Here is a 17,611-nt window from a genome sequence, read left to right on the forward strand (position 1 = left end):
CTCAGGGCTTCCGCGCAGGCACCGGCCCCGGCGCCTGCCGCGGCGTGAGGGCGAACTCGGAGATCGAGCGGCCGGCCCGGCGGCCCTTGGCCTCGAACCCGTCCTGCGGACGCCACGGCGGCCGCTCCCCCTCGACGACCGTCCACCCGCCGTGGTGCTCGACCTGGTGCCGGACGTGCGCGGCATAGACCTCGTGGTCGGTGGCGATGCGCAGCACGCCACCGGCCTCCAGGCGGTCGGCGAGGAGCGCGAGCGTGTGCTGCTGGACGAACCGGCGCTTCGCATGCTTGCCCTTGGGCCAGGGATCGGGGAAGAACAGGTGCACGGCCGCCAGCGCCCCGCTGGGCACGCGCTCGGTGAGCAGCGGCAGGGCATCGTCGACCTCGACCCACAGGTTGCGCAGCTCCAGCGGCTCGGCGGATGACAACATGCGCGCGACACCGGGTACGTGCACCTCTGCGGCGATGAGGTCGTGCTCGGGATGGGCTGCCGCATAGGCGACCGCTGCGGCGCCGTGACCGGAGCCGATCTCGAGGACCACCGGGGCGACGCGGCCGAACCAGGCCTCCCGGTCGAGCTCGCCCTCGGCCGGGATCGCGTGTGCGGGCAGCAGGCGCTCCATCCGCTCCGTGGTCAGCGGCGAGCTGCGCCATCTGGGGGTGAAGGTGCGCACTCCCTGACGGGGAGAGTGGTCGAGGGTCGAGCGCGTGGGCGACACGCCTCGAGGCTAACCCGGCGTCCGGAGCTCAGCTGCGGAGGATGACGAACACCGCACGGTCGTCGGCCTCGCCCGAGCGGGCGGAGGAGACGACGGCGTCGGCCACCGAGTGGCCGTGGCGGACCATGGCGCCGGACGCGGCACCCAGCATGCGGTCGGTGCCCTCGGTGAGGTCGTGCCCGCGCGACTCGATGATGCCGTCCGAGTAGATCATCAGCGCGTCGCCGGCGGCGAGGGTGCCACCGGTCCGGGTGAACCCCGCCCCGTCCATGACGCCGAGCACGGGACCACGCCCGCCGTCGAGGACGTGCCAGGTCCCGGCCCCCGACGCGTAGCGGACCGCCGGGGGGTGCCCGGCGCTCCCCACGGAGAACTCCCCCGTGGCAAGGTTGATGTCGACATGGACGGCGGTCGCGAAACCCTCGTCCCACCCTTGGCGGACGAGGTACCGGTTCGCCGCACCGAGGAAGCTCGGGGGCGCGAGCGAGCCGAGCAGGGCTCCGAGGGCACCGGACAGCAGGAGCGAACGCGTGCCCGCGTCACGACCCTTGCCACTGACGTCGACGAGCGCCACCTCGAGGTGGCGGCCGCCCTGGGTGCGGTCGGCCACCATGAAGTCTCCGGAGAAGCCCTCGCCGTGTGCGGACAGGACGGCCGACTCCGCGGTCCACCCCGAGGGCAGGACCGGCAGCCGGGCGGAGCGGGCGATGCGGTCGCGGAGCTCGACCAACAGGTCCTCACCGTGGAACCCCGTCGCGCCGACCCGCCTGCGCGATGCCGCGACGATGACCATCATCACCATGAGCACGCAGATGGAGGTGAGCATGACTGCCCTCGTGGTGCCCGAGGTGGGCTGGCGAGGTGTGGCAATGCCCAACCCGATCGCGAGCGCGACATAGAGGGCGACGAGGTGACGGTTGGGCAGGTAGAGCCCGAACAGCACGATGAGCGGAGCCATCACGACCGGGGGGAACTGACCGGGGAAGATGAGGATCACGGCCATGAAGGCCGCCGAGACGAGCAGGCAGAGGGCGAAGACGATGTTGTCTCGCCGGGGCCCCGTGAACACATAGGCATGCCAACGACGTGCGAGCGTGGTTGGGCGTCTGTGCACGAGGACGCTGACGTCCGTAGCCACCAGCGGTTCTCCTGTCATGGACGGCGTACCGCCACACTAACTCACCGGTAGGCGCCCGCGAAAGGTTCGGCAGAAGTTGCGTCAGTGCAGGTCAGGCAGGGTCTTGCTGTCCTCGTAGGCGCTGACCATGTCGATCCGGCGCTGGTGGCGTTCCTCCCCCGAGAACGGGGTCTGCAGGAACGTGCGCACCATCGAGCGTGACTGCTCGACCGAGCTCATGCGGGCACCGATCGAGATGACCCGGGCGTCGTTGTGCTCGCGCGCGAGCTGGGCCAGCTCGTCGTTGTAGCACAGCGCCGCACGCACTCCCACGACCTTGTTGGCGGCCATCTGCTCGCCGTTGCCGGAGCCCCCGAGCACGATCCCCAGCGACTCGGGGTTGCCGGCAACGGCCTCGGCCGCCCGCAGGACGAACACGGGGTAGTCGTCGACCGGGTCGAGGGTGAAGGGCCCGTGGTTGGTCACCTCGTGACCCTCGCTCTCCAGGAACGCGACGAGGTCCTGCTGGAGGTCGTATGCCGCGTGGTCGCCGCCGATGTGAACGCGCATGTCTGGTGGTGCTCCTGTGTCGAACGTCGCTGGTCGAGGTGAGGTGGTGCGGCGGGCCGGGCTCAGTCGAACTGCGGGTCGGCCGTGCGGCTGCGCTTGAGCTCGAAGAAGCCGGGGGTGTTGGCCACGAGGACGCAGCCGTCCCAGAGCTTGCCCGCCGCCTCTCCCTTGGGGGCGGGGGTGACGACGGGGCCGAAGAAGGAGACGCCGTCGACGGAGATGACCGGTGTGCCGACGTCGTCGCCGACGAGGTCGAGGGCCCGCTGGGTCGAGGCGCGCATCTGGTCGTCGTACTCGTCCGAGGAGGCGAACTTCGCCAGCTCGGCCGGGAGCCCGGACTTCTCCAGCCCGGTGCGGATGGCCTCGTCGAAGTCCTGCACGCCCCCGGGGTGGATCGCCGTCCCGATCGCGTCGTAGAGCGGCTTCATGACGTCGGCGCCGTGCAGCTCGCCGGCTGCCGTGACGACACGGGCGGGGCCCCAGCCACGGTCCATGAGCTCGCGGTAGCCCTCGGGCAGGTCACGCCCCTCGTTGAGCACGGACAGCGACATGACCGACCAGGTGACGTCGACGGGCCGCGTCTGCTCGACCTCACCCATCCACCGGGAGGTCATCCAGGCCCAGGGGCACAGGGGGTCGAACCAGAACTCGGCGGTGTGTCGCTGCTCGGTGCTGTCAGTGCTCTCGTGGCTCATGGGGCCCATCGTGCCACCCCGCTGGAGGCGCGTGCAGACCTGGGGCGCCACCCTCGGCGGCTCGGTCGTGGCTGGGGTTCACCAGATCGACGAGCGAGACCTGCGGCCCTGCGTTAGTGTCACACTCCCCGTCCTGAAAGGTCCCTGTGTCTGCCCTGACTGCCTTCGGGCGCGCGACTGCGCGCCGCCGCCCCCTTCTCGCCGCAGTCGCGGGCCTCGCTCTCCTCGCGAGCGCGGCAGCGGTCGCCTCGGGCCCAGCCAGCGCGGCAACCACCTCCAAGGTGTGGGGAGCGCCAGTCACCTACGGGACGGTCGTCAGCATCGACGACGGGGACACGGTCGTGGTCCGGGTCGACGGTGACGACCCGACCACGGTTGCGCCGGTGCACGTGCGCAACGCCGGTATCCAGACGATGGAGAAGGGCACGTGCCACGCGGCACAGGCGTCGGCCGCGATGGCGCAGCAGGCTCCGGTCGGCAAGCGGGTGCGGATGTCGTTGTCGAACCCGGCCATGTCGAGCCTGGGCCGCCCGGTCCGGTTCGTCGACGCGTGGAACGGATCCGCGTGGGTCGACACCCAGCTGCCGATGCTCAAGGCCGGGCACGCCCTCCCCATGCCCGGTGCGGGCGGCGACACGTCCCGCTGGAAGGCGTACGAGGTCGCTGCGCAGCAGGCTGCGAAGGCTCGCACGAACCTCTGGGACACCGACTTCTGCGGCAGCGGACCCTCACAGACCACACCGTTGCGCACGTGGGTCAACTCGGACGGCAACCTCGACGAGTCGAAGGACCCGAACCAGGAATGGGTGCGCGTCCTGAACACGTCCGGGACGGCCCTGTCCCTCAAGGGCTGGGCCCTGCGGACGGGTGGGCAGGACTCGTACTTCTTCCCCTCAACCGCTGTGGTGCCTGCCGGTGGGATGACGACGTTGTTCGTCGGCACGGGCACGAACACGACCACACGGTTGTACTGGGGCTCGGCCAAGTCGAAGTTCTCCAACACCAACGGGACGACGGTTCCCGGCTCCGGGGTGTACCTGTACGACCCCCAGGGTGACGTGCGCGCCTGGTCGATGTACCCGTGCCTCTATGCGTGCACGGACCCACTGGTCGGCAAGGTCACGATGACGGCGAAGGCGGATGCTCCGGGAACTGATGCGACGAACCTCAACGGTGAGTACGTGACGGTGCGCCCGGCTGGGGCCTACAGCGTCGACGTGTCCTACCGGGTCATGTCGGCGTTCGGGCACACGTACGAGTTCCCGAAGGGGTCGGTCGTGCGCCCCGGCGAGCTGCTGGTGCTGCGCTCCGGCACGGGGACGAGCACCCGCCTGACCCGCTACTGGGGAAGTGCCACTCCCCTGCTGGCCAACGCGGGTGGCACCGCGGTGCTGCGCACCCCGGAGAACGTGCGGGTGGGGTGCATCGGCTGGGGTACCGGGCGCTGCTGAGCACTGTGTGATGGCGCGTCGGCCCACGCTGGGGCCCCGACGCCGCATGCGAGGATGAGGTTCTGAGGACCCCACCCCCTTCCTTTTCCGGCAGAGCAGGAGATCCCCCGTGCCCGGCACCAACCTGACCCGCGTCGAGGCCGAGGAGCGCGCAGCGCTCATCTCGGTCCAGGCGTACGCCGTCGAGCTCGACCTCACGACGTCCGACCGGACGTTCGCGACGACGAGCACCCTGACCTTCACCGCCACGGCGGGAGGCTCGACCTTCGTGGACTTCATCGGCGCGTCCGTCGAGAAGGTGACGCTCAACGGCGAGGCGGTCGAGCCGGCATACGACGGGTCGCGGATCCCGGTGTCTCCCGTGGAGGGCCTCAACGAGCTGCGCATCGAGGCCACGGGCCGCTACAGCAACACCGGTGAGGGCCTGCACCGCTTCGTCGACCCGGTCGACGACGAGGTCTACCTCTACAGCCAGTTCGAGGTGCCCGACAGCCGGCGCATGTATCCCGTCTTCGAGCAGCCCGACCTCAAGGCGCGCTTCAGCTTCACCGTCACCGCCCCCAGCCACTGGCAGGTGCTCTCGAACTCCCCCACGCCCGAGCCGACGCCCACGGGTCGGGACGGCGTCGCCACGTGGGAGTTTCCTGCCACCGAGCCGATCTCGAGCTACATCACCGCGCTGGTCGCCGGTCCCTACGACGTCGTGCGCGACAGCCTCACGAGCCGCCGCGGTGAGGTGCCGCTGGGCATCTTCTGCCGCAAGTCCCTGACCGAGTTCCTCGACGCCGACAACCTCTTCGACCTCACCAAGAAGGGCTTCGCGTTCTTCGAGGAGGAGTTCGACCAGCCCTACCCGTTCGAGAAGTACGACCAGGTCTTCACGCCCGAGTACAACATGGGCGCGATGGAGAACGCCGGCTGCGTGACGTTCAACGAGATGTACGTCTTCCGCTCCAAGGTCACCGACTCCATCGTCGAGCGCCGCGCCCTCACCGTGCTGCACGAGCTGGCGCACATGTGGTTCGGCAACCTCGTGACGATGAAGTGGTGGAACGACCTCTGGCTCAACGAGTCCTTCGCCGAGTGGGCGTCGACGACCTGCCAGGCCGAGGCGACCCAGTGGACCGAGGCCTGGACGACGTTCGGCACGCACGAGAAGGACTGGGCCTACCGCCAGGACCAGCTGTCGTCGACGCACCCCATCGTCGCCCCGATCCGTGACCTCGAGGACGTCGAGGTCAACTTCGACGGCATCACCTACGCCAAGGGCGCGTCGGTGCTCAAGCAGCTCGTCGCCTATGTGGGTCGTGACGCCTTCCGCGACGGCCTGCGCGCCTACTTCGCCAAGCACAAGTGGACCAACACGACGCTGGCCGACCTCCTGACCGAGCTCGAGGCGACGTCGGGTCGCGACCTGCGCACGTGGAGCAAGGCCTGGCTCGAGACGGCCGGGGTCAACACCCTGCGCCCGCTCATCGAGGTCGACGACCAGGGCCACATCTCGAGCGCCGTGGTCGAGCAGACCTTTGCTCCCGGCTTCGAGACGATCCGGCCCCACCGGCTGGCGATCGGCCTGTATGCCGTGGAGTCCGGTCCCGAGGGCGACTCCCGCCTCCTGCGGACCGACCGTCTGGAGATCGACCTCACCGGCACGCGCACCGAGGTGCCCGAGCTGATCGGTCGCGAGCAGCCCGACCTCGTCCTGGTCAACGACGACGACCTCACCTACGCCAAGATCCGGCTCGACGAGCGTTCCCTCGCCACGGCTCTCGAGCACGTCCGCGGCTTCGAGAGCTCGTTGCCCAAGTCGCTCGTGCTCGCGTCGGCGTGGGACGTGACCCGCGACGCGGAGATGAGCGCTCGCGCGTTCACCGACCTCGTCCTCACGGTCCTGCCCGGCGAGTCGGACTCCACGCTCATCCGCACGCTCATGGCCCAGCTGGGCACCGCCGTCCACCTCTATGTCGCCCCCGCGCACCGCGAGGAGACCCGCACCGCGACGCTGGCCCGCCTGTGGGAGATCGCGAAGTCCTCGGCTCCCGGCAGTGACGCCCAGCTCCAGCTGGTCACGGCGGCGGCCGGCTTCACCACGACCGGTGACGACACGGCATACCTGCGTGCCCTGCTCGCGGGCACCGAGAGCCTCGAGGGACTCACGCTCGACACCGACATGCGCTGGACGCTCATCACCGGCCTGGCCGGTGCGAACGCCCTCGAGGACGGCCAGATCGAGGCCGAGCTCGCGCGTGACGCCACGGCCACGGGACGAGAGCGCGCGGCGCGCGCTCGGGCAGCGGTTCCGACCCCGGAGGCCAAGGAGGCGGCGTGGAAGGCCGCCGTCGAGGAGGACGGGCTGTCGAACTCGATGGTCGACGCCTACGGGCTCGGCTTCGGCCGGCTCGGTGACGTGACCGCCCTCGAGCCCTATGTCGCGCGCTACCACGAGGCCTTGGCGTCGTTGGAGGGCAAGGGGTCCATGGCTCTCGTCGAGTCGATCGTCGTCGGCTTCTACCCCCGCGGCCTCGCGTCGGTCGAGCTGCGTGACGCCACCCAGACCTGGCTGGACACCCACCCCGACGCCCACGACGCGCTGCGCCGGATCGTCGCCGAGAACCGCGACCCGATCACGCGCGCCCTGGCGGCGCAGGAGCGTGACGCCCGGGCATGAGAACAGTGGACCTCACAACGTCCCTGGTGACCGCGGAGCGGGTGCAGGACTGGCTCCTCACCGACGGGCTGCGGATCCTCGTCACCATCGTCCTCGCGGTGGTCGTGACGTGGCTGCTGCACCGGCTCATCAACCGGGTCGTGAAGACGATGACCGCCAAGGCGGAGACCCGCGAGGTCGACGAGCCCGACCGGTGGCGGGCCGGACGGATCTTCGCCGAGGCCACGGCGGCGGCGCGGGCGCGTCACCAGCAGCGCACCGCGACCCTGGGCTCACTGCTGCGCAGCATCGTCACCTTCGTCATCGGGCTCGTGGCCGTGCTGACCGTCATGTCGACCCTCGGGATCGACCTGGCGCCCGTGCTCGCCACCGCCGGCGTCGGTGGGGTCGCGCTCGGCTTCGGTGCCCAGAGCCTCGTCAAGGACTTCCTCAGCGGGGTCTTCATGATTCTCGAGGACCAGTACGGCGTCGGTGACGTCATCGACACCGGCGAGGCGATCGGCACGGTCGAGGAGGTGACGCTGCGGGTCACCCGGCTCCGGGACGCCAACGGGGTCACCTGGTACATCCGCAACGGGGAGATCGTGCGCATCGGCAACCTCAGCCAGCACCGTGCGACGGCCATCGTCGACGTCCCTGTCGCCTACGACGAGGACGTCACGCGGGTCACCTCGCTCATCGAGGCGGCTGCCGAGGCCATGTCCGGTGACGCTGACTGGGAGGGGCGGCTGCTCGCCGTTCCCACCGTCGCCGGCATCGAGTCGATCACCGGTCAGACGATGACGATCAGGGTGCTCGCCGAGGCCGCGCCGAGCGACAAGGTCGCCATCCAGCGCGAGCTGCGCCAACGCATCAAGTCGGCGCTCGACGCCGCTGGCGTCAAGGCGCCGCCGATCAACCCCTTCGGTAGCGGGATGGGAGCGGGCCGATGAGCTTCTACGACGAGGTCGGTGGGGCCGAGACCTTCGAGAGGCTCGTCCACGAGTTCTATGTCGGGGTGGCGACCGACCCACCGCTGCGCGCGCTCTACCCGGAAGAGGACCTGGCGCCGGCCGAGCGACGCCTGCGCATGTTCCTCGAGCAGTACTTCGGTGGACCCAAGACCTACAGCGAGGAGCGCGGTCACCCCCGGTTGCGCATGCGCCACGTGAACTTCGCGGTGAGCCTCGACATGCGCGACCGGTGGATGCGCCACATGCTCGCGGCGATGGACACGCTCGACCTGCCCGAGGCCCATGCCGAGGCGATGCGCGACTACTTCATGCGGGCCGCGCAGATGCTGGTCAACACCGACGAGTCGCCGGCGCCGGGACCGCAGGGTCGCACCGCCCTCTGAGGTCATCCCCTCGTCGCTCGTCGCTCGTCGCTCGAAAGGCGAGCCGGGATTTTGGGCGGGCGGACGGCATACGGAAGCATGGGTCGGGTGACCCAGACCACCACTGACGCCGCTGTCCTGCACCCCGCCTCCCCCGTCGACGCGCCCTGGTGGCACGACGCCGTGATCTACCAGATCTACCCGAGGTCGTGGGCGGACAGCGACGGTGACGGTGTCGGTGACCTGCCGGGCATCACCGCCCGTCTGCCCTACCTGCGCGAGCTCGGCGTCGATGCGATCTGGCTGTCGCCGTTCTATGTCTCGCCGATGCACGACGCGGGCTACGACGTCGCGGACTACCGCAACATCGACCCCGTCTTCGGCTCGCTCGGCGATGCGGACACGCTCATCGCGACCGCGCACGACCTCGGCATCAAGGTCATCGTGGACCTCGTCCCCAACCACTCCTCGAGCGAGCACGAGTGGTTCCGGGCAGCCCTGGCCGCGGCGCCGGGGAGCCCCGAGAGGGGCCGCTACATGTTCCGCGAGGGCAAGGGCGAGGACGGCAGCGAGCCGCCCAACAACTGGCCGTCGGTCTTCGGTGGCGCCGGGTGGACGCGGGTGGTCGAGGCCGACGGCACCCCCGGCCAGTGGTACCTCCACCTCTTCGACACGACCCAGCCCGACTACGACTGGACCAACCCCGAGGTCGGCGACGAGTTCGTGTCGATCCTGTCGTTCTGGTGCGACCGGGGGGTCGACGGCTTCCGCGTCGACGTCGCCAACGCCCTGGTCAAGGAGGAGGGGCTGCCCGACTTCGACGGTCCGCTGCAGGCGTTCGACGCGACCGACCACAACCCCGAGGCGGCCCTGCCGCCGGCCCATGGTGAGGAGGCGGACCAGCCGCGCGCGCCCATGTGGGACCAGGAGGGCGTCCACGAGATCTACCGCCGCTGGCGCGCGACCCTCGAGGCGATGCCCGGACCCGAGCGGATCCTCTGCGCCGAGGCGTGGGTGAAGCCCGGCTCCCGCCTCGCCCGCTACGTTCGTGAGGACGAGATGCACCAGGCGTTCAACTTCGACTTCCTCGACACCCACTGGGACGCGACCCAGCTCCACGACGTGATCGAGGCGTCCTATCGCGACAATGACGCGGTCGGGGCTCCCACGACGTGGGTCCTGTCCAACCACGACGTGGTGCGGCACGCCTCACGGCTCGGCCTCGACCAGTCCCTCCCCCGCCCGAACGGCATCGCCGCCGACCAGCCCCAGCCCGACGCCGAGCTCGGGCTGCGTCGGGCCCGCGCCGCGACGATGCTCATGCTGGGGCTTCCGGGCAGCGCCTACATCTACCAGGGCGAGGAGCTGGGCCTGCCCGAGTCGACCGACATGCCCGACGAGTTCCGGCAGGACCCGACCTTCGCCCGCACGCGGGGCAAGGAGACCGGGCGAGACGGGTGCCGCGTGCCGATGCCGTGGGTGCGCGACGCGCCGAGCCTGGGGTTCGGTCCGGGGGACGGGACCTGGCTCCCCCAGCCGGAGTCCTACGGCCGCCTGGCCGTGGACCAGCAGGAGGGAGTCGCCGGCTCGACGCTCGAGCTCTACCGTTCGATGCTCGCAGCGCGCCGGGTCGACCGGCTGGGCCTGGGCTCGGCGTCGTGGCACGAGCTGTCGGACGACGACGTCGTCGCGTTCGTCAACGCGTCCCCCGACGGCTCCCGGCGCACGCTCGTGCTCGTCAACCTCGGCACGGAGGCCGTCGAGCTGCCCGAGGGTGCCACGGTGACGCACCAGTCGGAGGAGCTGACCGGCGACGGCCGGGTGCCGACCGACGTCGCCGTGTGGGCCCGGATCTGAGCCATGGCACGCGCGCGTGACTTCGCCTACTTCGACCACGAGGGGCCGATCGCGATGGCTCATCGTGGCGGTGCGGGCTATGCGCCCAACGTCGGTCTCGAGAACACGCTCGGCGCCTTTCGGCGGGCAGTGGAGATGGGTTACGAGTACCTCGAGACCGACGTGCACGCGACGTCGGACGGTGAGGTCGTCGCCTTCCACGACACCCAGCTCGACCGCGTCACCGACATCGAGGGCGCCATCCTCGACCTTCCGTATGCCGCGGTGCGCGAGGCGCGCATCAACGGCACCGACGCTGTCCCACTGTTGACTGAACTCCTCGAGGAGCTTCCGACGACGCGGCTCAACATCGACATCAAGGCCGACTCGGCGCTGGCTCCGACCGTGGAGACGATCCGCCGCCACGGGGCCATCGACCGGGTGTGTATCGGCTCCTTCAGCGAACGGCGCCTGCGGGCGGCCCGGCGGGCCCTCGGCCCCACGCTGGCGACGGCCGCCGGGCAGGTGGGCACCGGTGCGCTGCGCTATGCGCCCGGACCGCTGTCGCGCCTGCTCCACACGCCCGCGCCCGTGCTCCAGATCCCGGTGGCCCACCGGCTGGGGGGTCGCCAGATCACCCTGGTGACACCGCAGCTGGTGTCTCTGGCCCACCGGCTGGGCAAGCAGGTGCACGTGTGGTTCCACACCTGGAGCGATGAGAGCAGGGTGGAGATGCACCGACTGCTCGACCTCGGTGTCGACGGCATCGTCACCGACCACATCGACGTGCTGCGTGACGTGCTCGCCGAGCGCGGGCACCCTCTCTCGCCCGCCGGCTGAGCACGGTGCGGCCACCGCGTAGCGTGACCGGGTGAGCTCACGGGGAATCGCAGGGTCAGAGGTCGAGGCGCGCAGCAGCGGGCGGCTCTTCGGCCCGGAGTACGCCGCACTGACGGTCGCCATCGTCGCCCTCATCACGGTCATCGCCTTCGAGTCGATGGCCGTCTCCACGGCCATGCCCGAGGTCGCGGTCGAGCTCGACGCCGTGCGGTCCTACGGGCTCGCCTTCTCGGTGATGCTCACCCTGCAGCTGCTCGGCATCGTCCTGGCCGGCGTGTGGTGCGACCGTTCCGGAGCCCTGCCCTCGCTGCTCACCGGTCAGGTCCTCTTCGCGCTCGGGTGCGGGATCTGCGGTGCGTCCACCGACTTCACGCCGTTCCTCCTGGGTCGGGCAGTGGCCGGTCTGGGTGCTGGGCTGACCATCGTCGCGACGTTCGTCATCATCGGACGCACCTATCCGGAAGCGTTGCGACCCAAGGTCTTCAGCATCGTCAGCGCCGCCTGGGTGCTGCCTTCCCTGCTCGGCCCCGTCCTCGCTGGCTGGGTGACCAGCAGCTGGTCATGGCGCTGGGTCTTCTGGATGGTCATCGCCCCCGTGGTCGTCGCTCTCGTCGTGCTCGTCCTGCGGCGCCACCAGATCAGGGTGAGCGAAGCCGGCCTCGAACCCTCGAGCCGCGACCATCACGGGCACGTGCGCGCCGCGTGGCTGGGGCTGGGCATCGCCGTCTCGGCCGGGGTCATGCAGTGGGGCACCCACGAGCTCGAGCTCACGTGGTCGACCAAGACGGTGGCCGCCCTCCTGGGCCTCGTCGGGGTCTTCGCCTGCGCCCCCGGGCTGCTTCCGGCGGGGACCTTCGCGATGCGCCGGGGACTGCCCTCGGTCATGCTCAGCCGCTTCTTCCTGCCCTGCGCCTTCTTCGGGACGATCACCTATGTCCCCCTCATGCTCACGGGAGAGCGCGGCTTCTCGCTCTCGCAGGCGGGCACGGTGCTCGCCGTGGGCTCGATCGGCTGGTCGGCGGGGTCCTGGATCCAGGGCCGGGACCGGTTCGCGGGCAGTCGCGACCGCCTGGTCAGCGTCGGAGGCGCCGCGCTGGCATCCGGCCTGCTGTGTGTCGTCGTCGTCACGCACTTCGGCGTGTGGCCCTGGCTCACAGCGGTCGCTCTCGCCGTCTGCGGTCTCGGGATGGGGCTCGGGACGGCCAGCCTCTCCGTGCTCGCGCTGTCCCTGACGCCGCCCTCGGACCACGGCTCGGCCTCGTCGAACCTCCAGCTCTCCGACGTGCTCGGATCCGTCATCGGCATCGGCGCCACGGGGGCCGTCTTTGCGGCGATGCACGTCCGCGTTGGCGAGGACGTCCCGGTGTTCGTGACGATGTGGCTGGGGACGGCTGCGGTCGCGACCCTCGTCATCGTGGCCGGTCGCCGAATCCGGTCCTGACGGGCAAGGTGGGTCCATCCCCCACCGCAAGGTCGACGGGCCCTCAATGTATTTTCATCCGTTTTGGGTCAGAGCTTTCCGGGGTCAAGCGCAACTCGTGGGACTTGGGTGGCTCACGGGACCAAGGTGGCCACCCGGCATACGCCGTCGTGAATAATGTTGCACCGCAACAGGTTTCGCAGACCGAGCGCTGTCAGTACCCGTCCGTACGTTGGTTTCCATGAGCACGGCACCGGACCTGAGCTACGCAGACTGCGTGGACGCGTTGCGTGCCGCCCAGAAGGCTGCCAAAGCGCTGCCGGCGGTGCTGTTCCAAGCAACCGGCACCGAGCTCGCGCTCGGCCTCGAAGCGTTGGGTGAGCTGTCTGCGGTGGCCGAGGGCGCCGAAGCCGCCATCGTCATCGACGCCCTCGAACGCGGTGAACCCGCCGCCTGCGACCCGCCCGTGACCGGCAAGGAATGGGTGGCCACCCACCACCGCCGCTACGCCGTGGCCGGCGCCAGCCGCGTGGCGACCGTCGCCGAAGCCTGCCGCGAACCACGCCACCACATCCTCAAGGACGCCGTGGTCACCGGGCGGGTCAGCATTGCCACCGCCCTGGTCGCGCTCAAGGAGATGCGACTGCTGAAGCCCCATCTCAACCCCGACGCCGTCGACACCGTCTGGGACGCCTACATGGCCCTGGGGGAGCGCTGTGACGCGCGCACCGTGCGCCGCCTGCGCGAGGAGCTCCTGGCCCGCCACGGCCTCGACGGCCAGTTCGAGGACACCGAGGACCGGGCCCGCCAAGGGCAGTCCCTGTCCTTGGGCAAGGAGGTCGCCCCCGGCCTGTTCGAGTACGTGCTGCGCCTGACCCGCGAGAACCGGGCCATCCTCGAAGCAGCCATCGGACCCGGGTCCGCACCCGCCCCCGCCCCCGCGGACGAGCACGGCCCTGCGCAACCCGACACCCGACCCCACGACCAACGCCGCGCCGAAGCCCTCATCACCCTCATCGGGCGCGCCCAAAAAGCCGGCAACAGCACGTGGTCCTCGACCAAGGCCCAGATCTTCGTGGGCATCACGCTCGATGACCTGCAACGGCGCGCCGGCGCCGGGACCCTCCTCGGTGGCCTGACCACCGGCGACCTCGTCACCGCCGAAACCGTGCGCCGCTGGGCCTGCGACGCCACGATGATCCCCGCCGTGCTGAACTCCTGCGGTGAGGTCGTCGACCTCGGCCGGGCCGAACGCTACTTCACCCCCGCCCAGATCAAACGCCTCTGGCTCCGCGACCGGCACTGCACCTACCCCGGCTGCGATGCGCCCGCCTCCTGGTGCGATGCCCACCACCTCATCCACTGGCTCGACGACGGACCCACCGACCTGACCAACGCCGCCCTTCTGTGTCAGCGTCACCACACCGTCGTGCACGCCCAGCGCCACCACGGGTGGGTCGAGGTCGGCGACGACGGCAGACACCACGTCGTCTGGGACCGCACCCGAGGCGCCTACGACACCGCCCTCGCCCGACACAAGTCCGGACACCGCCGCGACAGTGGAAGCAGGGGTGGAGGTGCAAGCAGGGGTGGAAGTGGAGGTGGCGGTGCAGGAGGTGGCACCTCACCCACCGATGGGCCACCCCTCACACGCGCCTCCGGCGACGACCACACCTGGCACCGACCATGAACCAGCCCCACACCCCACGCCCCACACGGCGCTGGGGCCAACGGCATGCCCTCTGGTCCTGCCAGTCTCGGCAAGGTCGGGCGCGCCCGGTCAACGCCGGGTGAGGGCGTGGCCGGCTGGGGTCGTGAGCCGGATCCAGCGGCCGCTCGTCGCGAGAGCCGCTTCGGTCCTGGGCGACAGAAAGCCCAAGGCGTATGCCGCGAACGCCAGGGCCGCCGGGACAGCTGCCTCCAGCGCGGTGTTGGTCATCGGACGACGCCACACCTGCTCGCGCAGCGCCGCGACGGCGTGCGCGCCGGCCCCCTCGGGAGTGCCGTCGGCAACTTCCGCGATGCCCTCCGAGGCACTTCGCTGCAGCGCTTCGGCGCTCATCACCCCGACTGGCTGCCACCCCGACCGGGGTGGCGAGACGGCCGCCCACGCAGCCTTGACGGTCATCGGGGGCACCGGCAGGACAGGGCGCTCCCCCGGGTGTGCCACGCGGTCGCTCACCGCAGCCAGGGGGACGATGACATCGAGGTCGGCCGGAGTGGCAAGCTCGGAGGTGCGCAGCCCGATCGTCGTGCCGACTCCGAGAAGTCCGGAGCCCGGGAGCACCCCCACCCACGACGCGAGGACGAGCCCGACGGCCTGGAGGCGCACGGCACCGTCGGCGTCGAGCGCACGGGCGCGGGCGGCATACCTGCCGAGGTCCTGGAGGGACTCCGCATCGGCGAGGACGAGCTCGGAGGCGACGACGGCGCTCACCGGCGCGACCAGCGGAAGGCGACGGGGTCGCCAGCGTGCCCCGCGAGGACCACCTTGTCCTCGTCGGAGAGACGACGGGGACGCGAGGTGGTGAAGTCATAGAGGACGATGCCGGTCTCGGCGATCGCATAGGTCCGCTCGCCGAGGGACGCGGGGTCCCGGACGGCATACCCGAGGCTGAAGCCCGCACCATGCACCCCGGTGACCCACATGTCGACCTCGATCGGCTGAGGACGGTGGGTGAGCGGAGCGACGTACTCGATCTCGTGGCGCGAGACGATCACCCCGGCGTCGAGGAGTGAACGGTCCTCCCCGAACCACTCGCGGAAGCCGATGACGCGGGCGTCCTCGAGGAGGCGGAGGTACTGCACGTTGTTGACGTGGCCATAGGCATCCATGTCCGACCAGCGCAACGGCACCTGCGTGCGGTAGGGACGCGTACTCGGGTCGGGGGCACTGTCGGGCGAAGGCATGAGGACAGTCTGGCAGCGACGCTGCCGGGACGGTGATGTGCTCAGGGTGTGCGAGGCGCGCCACACAGTTCTCGACCCTGCGTCGGACGTCGGGGTCCCGCCTGGGCCGAGGCCATCGGAAAGGTGGCTGCTGATGCCGACAGACGTTGAGCGCCCCTGGCTCCGGCACCACGCCGTGCCCAGCACGTGGCCGAAGGCCTGCGCGGGCTGGGGATCGGCGCCGGCGACCGGGTAGCCCTGGTCCTGCCCAACTGTCCCGAGCACGTCGTCGCCTTCCATGCCGTCCTCCGGCTTGGTGCGATCGTCGTGGAGCACAACCCGCTGTCCACCACCGGCGGCCTCCTCGTCGAGGGCTACGGCATGACGGAGACGTCGCCCATCAGCATCGGCAACCCGATCGGCCTGGCCCGGCGCCCGCGTGCCGTGGGTGTGCCCTTCCCCAACACCGAGATCAGTGTCGTGGACCCGGAGCACCCGACCACCGACCGTGCCCCGGGTGAGCGCGGTGAGCTGCTCATGCGTGGGCCGCAGGTCTTCGGCGGCTACTGGGGCCCGACCGGACGAGACGGCCGCGGGACCGCCTTCTCGCCGACTGAGAACATCGGCTCGCGGTCCCCCATCTGCCCTGTCCGGGCTGGCCCCACGGACGCGCCTAGGGTTGGCGGATGCCGATCTCACCGACGACGTCCGCGCGCCTCGACCATCTCCTTGCCGCTGGCCAGCGCACCCACCGACTACCCTCCGTCGCAGCGGGTCTCGTCCGTGACGGGCAGCTCGTGTGGTCGGGGGCGGTCGGCACCGTGGACGGACGAGCCCATGGGAAGCCGGTCGACTCGGACACGCAGTTCCGGATGGGCTCGATCACCAAGACGTTCGTCGCCGTCGCGGTCATGCTCCTGCGTGACGCTGGGCGGCTCGAGCTGTCCGACCGGTTCGGTGCTCACGTACCTGGGAGCCAGCTCGACGACGTCACGATCGAGCAGCTCCTCACCCACTCCGGCGGCGTCCAGGCGGAGTCGTCGGACGACTGGTGGGAGCGCACCCCGGGCGGCGACTGGGAGGCGCTGCTCGCCTCCGGAGTGGGGACTCGCTTCCGCTCGGGGCGCCGCTTCCACTACTCCAACACCGGGTATGCCGCCCTGGGTCGCCTTCTCGAGGTGGTCCGGCAACGCCCGTGGTTCGAGGTGGTGCGCGACGAGCTGCTGGAGCCGTTGGGGATGACCCGAACCTCGCTGCGGCCCACGGGAGCTGCTGCCCAGGGGCTCGCGGTGCACCCGTTCGCGGACGTGCTGCTGCGCGAACCCGAGCACGACGCCGGCGCGATGGCACCCGCGGGGCAGCTGTGGACGACGGTCGACGACCTGGCGCGGTGGGCAGCCCTGCTGGGTGGGCAGTCCTCCGGCGTGCTGCCTGCGGAGACCCTCGCCGAGATGGTCGAGCCACACCACGTGGTGGACGAGCCCGGCCAGCCGTGGCTTGGGGCGCACGGGCTGGGGTGGCAGGTCTGGAACGTCGACGGTGCGCGGTCCGCAGGGCACGGCGGCTCCATGCCCGGGTTCCTCGCGATGCAGCGCGTCCACCTCGACGCCAACGGCGGTGACGGGCCGGCAGGGGCCGCCGGTGACGGCGTCGTCCTCTTCACCAACACGACCGCGAGCGCCGCCCTCAAGGCCCTGCCCAAGGATCTGCTGCGCACCATGCGTGAGCTCGAGCCCGCTGCGGTCGAGCCGTGGGTGGCCAGCGGCTCCCCCGAGGTGCTCGACCTCGCCGGGACCTGGCACTGGGGCGCGTCGACGGAGACGGCGCGGTTCATGGGCGAACACCTCGTGCTCGGGACCCCGGGCACGGGTCGTGGCTCGCGCTTCCGGAGGGTCGGTGATGGCCCGGATGAATGGGTCGGGCTGGACGGCTACTACACGGGTGAGCCGCTCAGGGTCGTGCGCCGAGGAGATGGCTCGGTATCCCACCTCGACCTCGCCACCTTCCGCTTCACGCGCACCCCCTACGACCCCGAGGGTGACATCCCGGGTGGGGTCGACGAGGGCGGCTGGTCCTGAGCGTGTCAGGCCGC

General features: G+C 70.6%; 15 protein-coding genes and 1 pseudogene. 10 read left to right on the plus strand and 6 right to left on the minus strand.

The genetic code is table 11. The features are described from left to right. Position 1 precedes the first annotated feature (1 nt). The 4 genes from trmB to ASG74_RS01345 form a co-directional block, all read right to left on the minus strand. Entirely contained in the window at positions 2-718 is a 717-nt protein-coding gene (gene trmB / locus ASG74_RS01330) for a tRNA (guanine(46)-N(7))-methyltransferase TrmB (RefSeq protein WP_056138178.1), read from the minus strand. A gap of 28 nt (positions 719-746) precedes the next feature. After that, the gene (locus ASG74_RS01335; protein ID WP_056138180.1) at positions 747-1,787 is read right to left on the minus strand and encodes a PP2C family protein-serine/threonine phosphatase; all 1,041 of its coding nucleotides are present in this window, start codon (positions 1,785-1,787) and stop codon (positions 747-749) included. Positions 1,788-1,937: 150 nt separating this feature from the next. Continuing rightward, positions 1,938-2,405 carry a ribose-5-phosphate isomerase gene (locus tag ASG74_RS01340; protein WP_056138181.1) on the minus strand — a complete coding sequence of 156 codons (468 nt, stop codon included), beginning with the start codon at positions 2,403-2,405 and terminating at the stop codon, positions 1,938-1,940. Between the two features lie 62 nt (positions 2,406-2,467). Further along, positions 2,468-3,100: a mycothiol-dependent nitroreductase Rv2466c family protein gene (locus ASG74_RS01345; protein ID WP_056138183.1), complete on the minus strand. Its 633-nt coding sequence runs from the start codon at positions 3,098-3,100 to the stop codon at positions 2,468-2,470. Positions 3,101-3,246: 146 nt separating this feature from the next. On the opposite strand from ASG74_RS01345, the gene ASG74_RS01350 reads away from it, so the two are divergent. The 8 genes from ASG74_RS01350 (at position 3,247) to ASG74_RS01385 (ending at position 14,320) form a co-directional block, all read left to right on the plus strand. Next, positions 3,247-4,551, plus strand: coding sequence for a lamin tail domain-containing protein (locus ASG74_RS01350; RefSeq protein WP_056138185.1), 1,305 nt, complete (start codon positions 3,247-3,249; stop codon positions 4,549-4,551). A 109-nt stretch (positions 4,552-4,660) separates the two neighbouring features. Beyond that, a complete protein-coding gene (gene pepN / locus ASG74_RS01355) occupies positions 4,661-7,219 on the plus strand; it encodes an aminopeptidase N (protein ID WP_056138188.1) in 2,559 nt (852 codons plus the stop codon). After that, the gene (locus ASG74_RS01360; protein WP_056138189.1) at positions 7,216-8,151 is read left to right on the plus strand and encodes a mechanosensitive ion channel family protein; all 936 of its coding nucleotides are present in this window, start codon (positions 7,216-7,218) and stop codon (positions 8,149-8,151) included. Before pepN ends, ASG74_RS01360 begins: the two co-directional genes overlap by 4 nt. Further along, positions 8,148-8,555, plus strand: coding sequence for a globin (locus ASG74_RS01365; protein ID WP_056138191.1), 408 nt, complete (start codon positions 8,148-8,150; stop codon positions 8,553-8,555). Before ASG74_RS01360 ends, ASG74_RS01365 begins: the two co-directional genes overlap by 4 nt. A 78-nt stretch (positions 8,556-8,633) precedes the next feature. Continuing rightward, positions 8,634-10,391, plus strand: a complete 1,758-nt coding sequence (locus ASG74_RS01370; protein ID WP_056138193.1) for a glycoside hydrolase family 13 protein — start codon at positions 8,634-8,636, stop codon at positions 10,389-10,391. A 3-nt stretch (positions 10,392-10,394) separates the two neighbouring features. Next, on the plus strand, positions 10,395-11,210 hold the full coding sequence (locus tag ASG74_RS01375; RefSeq protein ID WP_056138195.1) for a glycerophosphodiester phosphodiesterase family protein: 816 nt from the start codon (positions 10,395-10,397) through the stop codon (positions 11,208-11,210). A 31-nt stretch (positions 11,211-11,241) separates the two neighbouring features. Further along, positions 11,242-12,651, plus strand: a complete 1,410-nt coding sequence (locus tag ASG74_RS01380) for an MFS transporter (protein ID WP_056138197.1) — start codon at positions 11,242-11,244, stop codon at positions 12,649-12,651. 220 nt (positions 12,652-12,871) lie between these two features. Then, positions 12,872-14,320 (plus strand): HNH endonuclease signature motif containing protein, encoded by a 1,449-nt coding sequence (locus ASG74_RS01385; RefSeq protein WP_056138199.1) that lies wholly within the window; start codon positions 12,872-12,874, stop codon positions 14,318-14,320. Between the two features lie 90 nt (positions 14,321-14,410). On the opposite strand, the gene ASG74_RS01390 is transcribed toward ASG74_RS01385, so the two are convergent. Both ASG74_RS01390 and ASG74_RS01395 read right to left on the minus strand, forming a co-directional pair. Continuing rightward, positions 14,411-15,067, minus strand: a complete 657-nt coding sequence (locus tag ASG74_RS01390; RefSeq protein WP_056138200.1) for a hypothetical protein — start codon at positions 15,065-15,067, stop codon at positions 14,411-14,413. After that, on the minus strand, positions 15,064-15,540 hold the full coding sequence (locus ASG74_RS01395; RefSeq protein ID WP_056139522.1) for an acyl-CoA thioesterase: 477 nt from the start codon (positions 15,538-15,540) through the stop codon (positions 15,064-15,066). The genes ASG74_RS01390 and ASG74_RS01395 overlap by 4 nt, the downstream gene beginning before the upstream one ends. Positions 15,541-15,729: 189 nt before the next feature. Here ASG74_RS01395 and ASG74_RS17510 point away from each other — a divergent pair. Next, positions 15,730-16,114, plus strand: a pseudogene (locus ASG74_RS17510) (AMP-binding protein); the annotation flags it as partial. 91 nt (positions 16,115-16,205) lie between these two features. After that, positions 16,206-17,597 carry a serine hydrolase domain-containing protein gene (locus ASG74_RS01400; protein ID WP_056138202.1) on the plus strand — a complete coding sequence of 464 codons (1,392 nt, stop codon included), beginning with the start codon at positions 16,206-16,208 and terminating at the stop codon, positions 17,595-17,597. Positions 17,598-17,611 lie beyond the last annotated feature (14 nt).

This window comes from Knoellia sp. Soil729, assembly GCF_001427985.1.
In the GTDB taxonomy this organism is placed as follows: domain Bacteria; phylum Actinomycetota; class Actinomycetes; order Actinomycetales; family Dermatophilaceae; genus Knoellia.